The organism is Streptococcus sp. E17BB, from assembly GCF_041807725.1.
Lineage (GTDB): Bacteria > Bacillota > Bacilli > Lactobacillales > Streptococcaceae > Streptococcus > Streptococcus entericus.
This window is the reverse complement of record NZ_JBGTZC010000055.1, coordinates 1-9,096: the sequence shown is the minus strand read 5'-3', so window position 1 is coordinate 9,096 and position 9,096 is coordinate 1. Positions and strand designations below refer to the sequence as shown.

7 protein-coding genes are annotated in these 9,096 nt (G+C 42.8%); 2 read left to right on the top strand and 5 right to left on the bottom strand.

Annotated elements, in window-relative coordinates; translation table 11 throughout:
* Positions 1 to 361 precede the first annotated feature (361 nt).
* From ACERC7_RS10020 to ACERC7_RS10000, 5 genes are all read right to left on the bottom strand, one after another.
* Positions 362 to 1,288 (bottom strand): ATP-binding cassette domain-containing protein, encoded by a 927-nt coding sequence (locus ACERC7_RS10020; protein WP_373666851.1) that lies wholly within the window; start codon positions 1,286 to 1,288, stop codon positions 362 to 364.
* Between the two features lie 3 nt (positions 1,289 to 1,291).
* Positions 1,292 to 2,350 (bottom strand): ABC transporter ATP-binding protein, encoded by a 1,059-nt coding sequence (locus ACERC7_RS10015; RefSeq protein ID WP_373666850.1) that lies wholly within the window; start codon positions 2,348 to 2,350, stop codon positions 1,292 to 1,294.
* Between the two features lie 8 nt (positions 2,351 to 2,358).
* Positions 2,359 to 3,285 (bottom strand): oligopeptide ABC transporter permease OppC, encoded by a 927-nt coding sequence (oppC, locus tag ACERC7_RS10010; protein ID WP_373659598.1) that lies wholly within the window; start codon positions 3,283 to 3,285, stop codon positions 2,359 to 2,361.
* Positions 3,285 to 4,787 carry an ABC transporter permease gene (locus tag ACERC7_RS10005; RefSeq protein ID WP_373666849.1) on the bottom strand — a complete coding sequence of 501 codons (1,503 nt, stop codon included), beginning with the start codon at positions 4,785 to 4,787 and terminating at the stop codon, positions 3,285 to 3,287. Before ACERC7_RS10005 ends, oppC begins: the two co-directional genes overlap by 1 nt.
* Before the next feature lie 71 nt (positions 4,788 to 4,858).
* Positions 4,859 to 6,835, bottom strand: coding sequence for a peptide ABC transporter substrate-binding protein (locus ACERC7_RS10000; protein ID WP_373666848.1), 1,977 nt, complete (start codon positions 6,833 to 6,835; stop codon positions 4,859 to 4,861).
* A gap of 278 nt (positions 6,836 to 7,113) precedes the next feature.
* On the opposite strand from ACERC7_RS10000, the gene ACERC7_RS09995 reads away from it, so the two are divergent.
* Both ACERC7_RS09995 and ACERC7_RS09990 read left to right on the top strand, forming a co-directional pair.
* Positions 7,114 to 8,352: a serine hydrolase gene (locus tag ACERC7_RS09995; RefSeq protein WP_373666847.1), complete on the top strand. Its 1,239-nt coding sequence runs from the start codon at positions 7,114 to 7,116 to the stop codon at positions 8,350 to 8,352.
* A 182-nt stretch (positions 8,353 to 8,534) separates the two neighbouring features.
* Complete coding sequence (locus ACERC7_RS09990; protein WP_373660619.1) at positions 8,535 to 8,867, top strand: hypothetical protein; 333 nt, start codon at positions 8,535 to 8,537, stop codon at positions 8,865 to 8,867.
* The last annotated feature ends 229 nt before the right edge of the window (positions 8,868 to 9,096 follow it).

The following is a 9,096-nucleotide window of genomic DNA, read 5'->3' as shown; positions in this document are numbered from 1 at the left end:
TAATGAGTTGTTTAAGCACTTTTCATTGTAGGTCATATGGAACTTTTTTTCTACACTCAAAAGGCTCTATAATCTCCATGGTGGATTTACCCACTACAGAAATTATAGAGCCACAAAAGAGCGGGGTAATTCCTTCCAAACCATCAAAACGCATCATGTCAGGCAAGCAAATATCTGACACGATGCGTTTTCTAAGTCCAGTCTGAAGCACCTTGAACCCCTTCCCATAAAACTAGAGGCAGCATGACATCATGCCAACCCTAGTTGTGCCCTCGTCTGTTAATGCCACAGAAAAAACCACCCGATTTGATAGATGTCCTCTATCCTTCGGGTGGTTTTTTTATTTTAGGTTATTTAAAAATCAGAGGTGCTTGCGGCGATAATCTGCAATCTCTGCCTTGTTCCCCCAGACATAGTGACCTGGCTTAATTTCTACCATTTCAGGCTTATCAGCCGAATAGTCATGCATATCTGGATCGTAGACAATCAACTCCTTCTGGCGTTCCAAGATTGGATCTGGAATCGGCACAGCAGACAAGAGTGACTGAGTGTAGGGATGGATTGGGTTATTGAACAGCTCTTCTGTCTCCGCCACCTCAACGATAACCCCTTTGTGGATAACCGCGATACGGTCTGATATAAAGCGCACCACAGACAGGTCATGGGCAACAAAGAGATAGGTCAAACCGAGCTCGTTTTGCAACTTCTTGAGGAGGTTAAGCACCTGAGCACGGACAGACACATCAAGGGCTGAAATCGGCTCATCAGCGATAACCAACTCAGGGTGCATGACCAAGGCGCGTGCGATACCAATCCGCTGGCGTTGTCCACCTGAGAACTCATGAGGATAGCGAGTTAAATGCTCAGGCAAGAGACCAACTGCCGTAATCATCTCACGCACTTTGTTCTTGCGATCCTCTTCATTTTCGAAGAGGTTAAAGTTGTAAAGACCTTCAGAAATGATGTAATCGACAGTCGCACGGTCGTTAAGACTAGCCGCAGGGTCTTGGAAGATCATCTGAATTTTACGAATGACCTCACGACGCTTATCCGCAGGCAATTTCCCGTTAATCTTATCCCCGTTGAATACAATGTCCCCCTTGCTGGTATCATTTAAGCCAATAATGGCTCGACCAATAGTTGTCTTGCCTGAACCAGATTCGCCAACAAGAGAGAAGGTTTCACCTTTGTTGATAAAGAAGTTGGCGTTCTTAACGGCAACAAATTTCTTTTTGCCCTCGCCAAAGGAAATTTCTAAGTCTTTGATTTCAACTAATTTTTCAGTCATTTCCTACCCCTTTCCAGCCAGTTTGGCGCTGATTTTGTCATGCAAGTTTTGAATAATGGCTGGTTTCTCAACCTTAGGTGCATCTGGATGCAAGAGCCATGTCTTAGCCCAATGAGTATCCGTGACTTGGAAAGCCGGTGGGTGCTCTTCAAAATCAATCTGCATCGCATAGGCAGAGCGAAGAGCAAAGGCATCACCTTTCAATTGCGCATAAAGAGACGGCGGTGTTCCCGGAATAGAGAACAACTCTTCGCCAGCAGCACCCAGCTGTGGCAAGCTAGACAATAAGCTCCAAGTGTACGGGTGACGTGGATCATAGAAAATCTCCTCAACCGTACCAAACTCGATGATTTCCCCAGCATACATCACCGCTACCTTGTCAGCAATCGACGCCACCACACCAAGGTCATGGGTGATAAAGATGGTGGTAAAGTTATACTCACGTTGCAAGGTTTTCAGAAGAGCAATAATCTGAGCTTGAATGGTCACATCAAGCACCGTTGTCGGCTCATCACAGATAAGAATATCTGGTTTACAAGCCAAGGCAATAGCAATAACGATCCGCTGACGCATTCCTCCAGAATACTGGAATGGGTACTCATCAAAGCGACGTCCAGGATCAGGGATACCAACCTTGACCATGTAGTCAATAGCCATAGCCTTAGCTTCGGTTGGAGAAACCCCTTGGTGCTTGATAATCACTTCTGTGATTTGCTTACCAATCGTCAAAATCGGGTTAAGGCTGGTCATCGGGTCTTGGAAAATGGTTGCAATTTTTGCACCACGGATAGCCTGCCAATCGTCATTGGTCTTCAGTTCAGTTAACTCTTGACCACGGTACATCACGCTACCGCTAGCCACTCGACCGTTTGACTCTAACATACCGGTGAACACTCGCGTGAGTACAGATTTTCCAGAGCCAGATTCACCAACAAGTGCCAACACCTCACCTTCTGTCACATCGACAGACACGCCGCGAATGGCCGTCAACACGCGGTCACGGACATCAAATTCCACCACCACATCTTTGGCAGTTAATATTACATTTTTTTGTTCTGTCATATAAACTCCTATCTATGTGAACGTGGGTCACTAGCATCTGCAAGGTTCTGACCGCTCAGGTAGAGTGAAATAGACACTAACACCAAAATAGTCAGAGGAATCCAGAATAAATACCAGTTTGTGGTGACGTTAACTGAGTAGTTTGAAATCAAGCGTCCTAAACTTGGTACTGTGATTGGAAGTCCAATTTGGAAAGCTGACAAGAAAGCTTCATAAGAAATATAACCCGGCAACATTTGCGACAACTGGGTCACAATCACTGAGATTAACTGTGGCAAGATGTTTTTGATAACCATCTTGACAGTCGGCGTTCCAAGCGTTTGACTGGCTAAGTTGTATTCCAAATCACGGTAGCGCATCACTTGCACACGGATACTGTAGGCCACGCCCATCCAACCAGTCATGGTCATGGCAAAGATAAGGTTCCAGAAACCTGTTCCCAGCGCATAACTCAAGACAATGACAATCAAGAAGCTTGGGATGTTTGAAATAACGTTGTAGATTTCAATCATCACACGGTCAAAACCTTTTGACACACCCCAAATACCACCAACAATAACACCAATAACGAGGTTAATCGTCGTTGCAATGATTGAAATGAGGATGGAATTTCTTGCACCAAACCAAACAGCATCAAAGAGCGAGTGACCATTTTTATCCGTACCGAACCAGAACTCGCCATTAGGCCAGATAAAACGTCTGGAGAAATCATTGATTTTGCTGACATCATTGTAATCATAATCTGAAAACAAAGGGTATAAGAAACTGATGAGAAGGATGAGTGTTAAAATGCTCACCATCACAATACTAGAGCGTTTTTTCCAAAATTGACGGAAAACAGACTGCCAGTAGGAATAGCTCGGCGTATCAATAACCTCAGAGGCAAAATCATCACGCTGAACAAATTGAAATTTTGATTGATTAATCGTTGACATTATTTGCCTCCTCCTTTAGTTGATAATTTGATACGTGGGTCAAGAACTGTCATGAATAAGTCACCCAAAAATACAGCTAAAATGGACAGGGCTGAGAAGATAAAGTTCAACCCAACAACCATGTTGATATTGTTTGCTTTGATGGCATCAATGAGCATTTTACCCATACCAGGGAAAGCAAATACGGTTTCCGTAAAGGTTGCACCCACGATAACACCCAAAATAGCACCTGGAATACCCGCAACAATCGGAACCATCGCATTTTTGAAAATGTGTCGTGTCATGATTTCTTTCTCATTGAGACCTTTAGCACGCGCAAAACGAACGTAATCGCTCAGTTTTTGGTCAACCAGATAACGACGTGTCCATAATCCTAGACTGAGCGAGCCCAAGAAACCTAGAACCAAAGCAGGTAAGATATAAGAACGAATATCTTGTGCCCCATAAGTTGGGAACAAATCAGGAAGACCTGTCAAAGAACCCAAGAAACGGAAAACGTAGATGAATGCAATAGATGGGATAGCAATGAGGAAGGTCAATGTCCCAGATGAAATCGAGTCAAACAACTTCCCAGAGTGCTGAGCCATGAAATAACCTAAGGGTAATGCAATCAGGTAAGAAATCATCACGCCAAATATCCCAATGAGCGCAGAGTTGGCAATCATTGATGGGTCAGTCTGCAAGTTTTGAGTTTTGGTGTAGGCATCACCCTCACCAAATAGAGCAGCCGTTTTCTTATCTACACTACTTGGTGTCTGATAAGTCCGGCTATAGATGTCAATGGAGCTAGAACGCTTCGTCCCATTTGGGAAAGTCACCTCTTTTAAGAGCTTTTTCCCTTGGGTTTGAGTAATAATTTGAAGAACAGGAACCTTGCTGAAGGTTGGATAAGATACACCAAGGTTTAAGTTGACAAAATTCTGATGAATAAACGGGAACTGTCCATTAAAATACAACAGATACTTGTGCTTAGTTCCTGAACCAACCAAGGCAAAACCAGCTGATGGGTCATTTTCAAAACGCAAATAACGTTCTAAATCAGGATTTTTGGCATCTTTAATACGCCATGGATGATCAATTTCGATTAAATTGGTGAAGAAGTTGAGGACACGTGAAAACATGGAGATTTCACGTGTGGCATAAAATGCCCCGCTCTCTGGAAACTGGTGAAGAGTCCAGCCATTGCCAAGAGAAGCAATGTAATCCTCATAAATTTTTTTATTGGTGTCATTCACTTCACCAGTGACTGATGGATCAAAATCGTTTGCTTTGTCCAACAACTCTTTTGATGTCCAATAGTTGATGTAACCCATTCTCTCGTAAACACCATTTTCATAGTTGACCTTTTTATCAGGCTGGGCAGCCATTTTGGTGTAGTTTGGGTCATTATTAAAAATCTTTGTCCTAGGCACCATCGTGAAAATCAACACATAAGTCAATGTGGTGATGGCAAATAAGGAGACCAAAGATCTCAATAATCGACTGAAAATATATTTCTTCATGCTATCCTCCAAATCCCAAAAGAACTTCCTCTAGGTGATTAGCGGAAGTTCTTTAGGGTTAAAGTTTCTTCTTATTTAACGTGTTTCGCGAGGTCTTCTTGAGCTTTCGCATTTGATTCTGCTTTCTCTTTCAACCATTTCTCACGAGCCGCTTCGTATTCTTTTACTGTCACTGCATTCTCTTGCAATTTCAGGTATTTGTATGATACTGAACCTTTGATACCTGTCCATGAGAATGAACTAGTATAAGGTACAGCTTTAGTCACAGAAGGACGACCACCAGCTGAGATAATCGGCAAGAGCACTGAGGCATCAGCAAGGGTAGCTTCTGCTTCTGCATATTTGCTGTAACGCACTGCCACATCAGATGTTTCTTTTGCCGCATCAGTCAACTGTTGGTTCAATTTCTCAAGACCTAGTGTTTTCACGATTTCTGGGTTTGAGCCAGCATCAATACCGATAATCTTGAGGGTATCTCCGCTTGCTGGGTTAAAGATATCAAGGTAAGTAGATGGGTCTTGGAAGTCAGGGCCCCAACCAGATACAGTTGAGATATCATAGTCTTCTTGTGAGGCATTTTCTGCATGGAAGGTTGCTGCATACAACGGATCTTCGTCCATTGGCAAGATGTCGATTTGGACATTCTCAGCACCAAGCGCTGACTCGATTGACTCTTTGATAGATCCAACACGGCTCATCATCAAATCAGATGTTTGAAGAGCAGGGATATCGATACGGATTGGGAAAGTTACCCCTTGAGCTTCCAATTCTTTCTTAGCTTTGTCAAACTCAGCTTTTGCTTTTTCTGGGTTATAAAGACTGTCTTGAGCGTCGGAGAAGTCAATGTCTTTCCACTCTGAACCAATAGCTGCCATTTTTTCTGTGAAGACATCACCGTAGGTTTGATCACCAACGTTTACAAAAGTTGGGGCAGTCAACATGTTACGGATACCTTTAGTTTTGGCATCTTCACCAGCTGCTTGAGCGTGGTAGTTGGCACGGCTGATTGCAAAGTTAAGAGCTTGACGGAAGTCTTTGTTCAAGAGAGCTTTCTTGGTAGATTCTTTCTCTGCGTCAGTTGTTTTTGCAGTGTGCTTGTAGCTGGTACGGTTAACGTTGATGGCTCCGTAGAAGACAGTACCATTTTGCTGACCGTAGATAATGTTGTCTGCAAACTTCTCTTTTACTGAAGAGTAGTTAGAAGCATTTGGCAAAATAGTAGAAGCTGTGAAGACACCTTTTTCAAATTGATCAATAAAGGTTGATATATCTGAACCATCAGTGTAAGTCAACTTGATGTTTTCGATAGCTACTTTATCAGCATCCCAATAGTTAGGGTTTTTCGTGTACTCAAGTGATGACTTAGCTGTCATTGCAGAAATCAAGTATGGTCCGCTGTAGAGGATGCTGCTTGGATCAGCTGAACCGAAGTCGTCGCCTTTACTTTCCAAGAATTCTGCATTAACTGGGAAGAGAATACCCGTGGTCAATTTAGAGTTCCAGTAAGGCTCTGGCTGTGTCAAAGTGTATTGAACAGTTTTCTCATCAATGGCTTTGATGCCAACAGTTGAGAAGTCTTTTGTTTCACCTTTAACGTAGGCATCCAATCCTGCGATAGAGTTTTGAACAAGGTAGAGAGCTTCTGCGTCACCTGAATGATCAGCAGCATATTTCAAACCAGTGACAAAGTCTTCAGCAGTTACATTAGCATACTCTTCACCTTCAACGGTAAACCACTTAGCATCATCACGAAGGGTGTAAGTATAGGTCAATCCATCTTGAGAGACTGTCCAGTCTTCTGCAAGTGATGGCACAAAGTTACCGTACTCATCGTTTTCCAAGAGACCGTCTACAACGTTACCGATAATATCACCAGTTGTGCTCTTGTTTACCAAAAGATAGTTCAATGACTCAGGGTCACTAGTATAAGCGTAAGTATAGGTTGTTGGAGCTGATGAGCTACTTGATGAACCATTACCACAAGCTGCCAAAACAGCCGCAGATAACAAAGTCACACCACCAAGGGCAAGAATTCTGCTTTTCTTCATAGGATTTACCTCAATTTTTTCTTTTTATAAACAGCCAAGTTTTGGGTTTATGTTCTACATTATACCATAAAAAAATCTTAATGCAAGTGATTATTCTGAAAATTTCGCATTTCTTTTGAGCTTTTTTTAACTTTTTTCCGATTTTTTGGCAGTTTTAGCACCTTTTATGTCAGGTAATATCACATGGTTTTGTGCGGTATAGAAGATACACTACCGAATTCTTATTTCTTCGAGATGTGTTATAATAGAGAAAACATCGCACACAAGGAGCCTGCTCAATGAAAAAATATTTGGTTGGTTTAGCTCTACTCGTTAGCCTAGTCATACCGCCCCTAGCCTTTGCCTCAACCATTGAACTTCCAGCAAAGGCTGGAATGGCAGTTGAGGTTCGCACAGGAAAAATCCTCTACGAAAAGAACGCTGATCAAAAAGTCCCTGTCGGTAATCTTAGTCGCTTGTTAACTCTCTACCTCGTTTATGATGCCGTTAAGGCAAAGCGAATCAACTGGGACGATAGGGTGACCATCAGTGACTATGCTCTGCAATTAACCCAAGAGCCAGATATCCCAAATGTCACCTTTGCCCATCCGCAGTACAGCGTGAAAGATCTTACCAAAGCTAGCCTCATCTCTGCCTCAAGCTCTGCCTCTGTTGCTCTGGCTGAGCATATCGCAGGCAGTGAGCAAGAAGCTGTTGAGGAAATGCGACGCCTCTTGGATAACTGGGGCATTAAGAAACACTCATTGGTCAATGCCTCAGGGGTAAACAACCGTTATCTGGGAGGCTACCGTTTAGAAAACAGTCCCGAAGACGCTGAAAATCAGCTGTCTGCTCGAGATCTAGCCATCATCAGCTATCGTCTCATCAATGATTTCCCAGAGGTCTTAGAACTATCTGAAGCCACTCAGGGTAATTTTGGCGGCGAACCGATTCCGACTTACAACTACCTGCTGGAAAATATGCCTTATGCTCGCCTTGACACTTACGGTCTAATAACAGGAACATCGACAGACGCAGGGTCTGGTCTGATTAGTCTCTCCTACGAAAACCGCATGCAGGTTCTGAGCATCTTTTTGGACGTTGATGGTGGTCATGAGGATAGCGATAAGCGCTTCCTGGTTGCTCATGATTTTTTGAATCAAATTGCTGAGCAGTTCCATTTGCAAAAGGTTTTGCCAGCCAGCACTAGCTATAAAGACACGCTTGCACCTGTCTTAGACGGTGTCGTGGATAAGGTTTCTGCCGTTACGCAAGATGATTTTTATGTCGTCACAACTCCAGACACTGTTGACAACGTTCAGTTAAAGGCTGTCTTTCCCGATAAAACAAACTACGCCCCCATCAAAGAGGGACAAGTGGTCGGACAAGTGGTCTTTGATGATAAAAAACTAGTTGGAAAAGGGTATCTTGCAGACTTACCAAGTATGCCCCTCATCGCTGAAAGTGAGGTCTCAAGGACTAACCTTCTAAAGATTATCTGGAATCACTTTGTCCGATATATCATCGATAACCTCTAATCCGCCATATTACCCTCTATAGTCCTCAACCGTTCGTCCAATCTTTAATGCCAGTACTACAATCCATGGAAGCAAGTATCTTGAGAAAAGAGTTTTCCTCGCTCTAGTCATACCTATCATAGTGATTTCTATTTTGAACACAGCAACAATTACTAGGACTGTTAAGAGACTCCATCCTTTTGATGCAAAACACTCCATTAAAACCTCCAGCTTCGACCCATTATACCTTTGATCTTTTCCAAAATGACCAGCAAGTAACCGTTGAAATTTATTCTAGCTACCCTTGGTTTGAAGGTAAAACCTACCTTGCATCATTTCCTACCAAACTCGAGAAAGGAGCTGTCTCTGTTTTTTGGAAACACCTTGAACTGGAAAAAGAGGCTGGTTCAATAGAGATCATCATGCTTGCAGTTGACATCAACAGTGAGGATGAACCCTATCGGATTTTTGAAGGCTACCTTGTCAATTCTCAAGCAGTTGATATAGGCGATTTTTTTCACCCGTCAAGACATTGATACCACAGAACACCCCTCTAAAGTCGACTAGCATTAGGTTGTCAAACACTAAAGTCCCTAGAACCGTCATCTTCTAGGGACTTTTCACGGCTAAAACCGAATCATCTGAATCGGTTACACTAAACTAGACAGAATTTATAAAGTGTTCTACACTAAAGAAAACAGGAGAACTCTATGTCTAGAAAAATCCGTCGTCAATTTAGTGATGACTTTAAGCAACAAATTGTTG

What these genes read in the sequence shown, in the direction of transcription:
- ACERC7_RS10020 (WP_373666851.1), bottom strand. Translation starts at nt 1,288, where the DNA reads ATGACTGAAAAATTAGTTGAAATCAAAGACTTAGAAATTTCCTTTGGC.
- ACERC7_RS10015 (WP_373666850.1), bottom strand. Translation starts at nt 2,350, where the DNA reads ATGACAGAACAAAAAAATGTAATATTAACTGCCAAAGATGTGGTGGTG.
- oppC (WP_373659598.1), bottom strand. Translation starts at nt 3,285, where the DNA reads ATGTCAACGATTAATCAATCAAAATTTCAATTTGTTCAGCGTGATGAT.
- ACERC7_RS10005 (WP_373666849.1), bottom strand. Translation starts at nt 4,787, where the DNA reads ATGAAGAAATATATTTTCAGTCGATTATTGAGATCTTTGGTCTCCTTA.
- ACERC7_RS10000 (WP_373666848.1), bottom strand. Translation starts at nt 6,835, where the DNA reads ATGAAGAAAAGCAGAATTCTTGCCCTTGGTGGTGTGACTTTGTTATCT.
- ACERC7_RS09995 (WP_373666847.1), top strand. Translation starts at nt 7,114, where the DNA reads ATGAAAAAATATTTGGTTGGTTTAGCTCTACTCGTTAGCCTAGTCATA.
- ACERC7_RS09990 (WP_373660619.1), top strand. Translation starts at nt 8,535, where the DNA reads ATGCAAAACACTCCATTAAAACCTCCAGCTTCGACCCATTATACCTTT.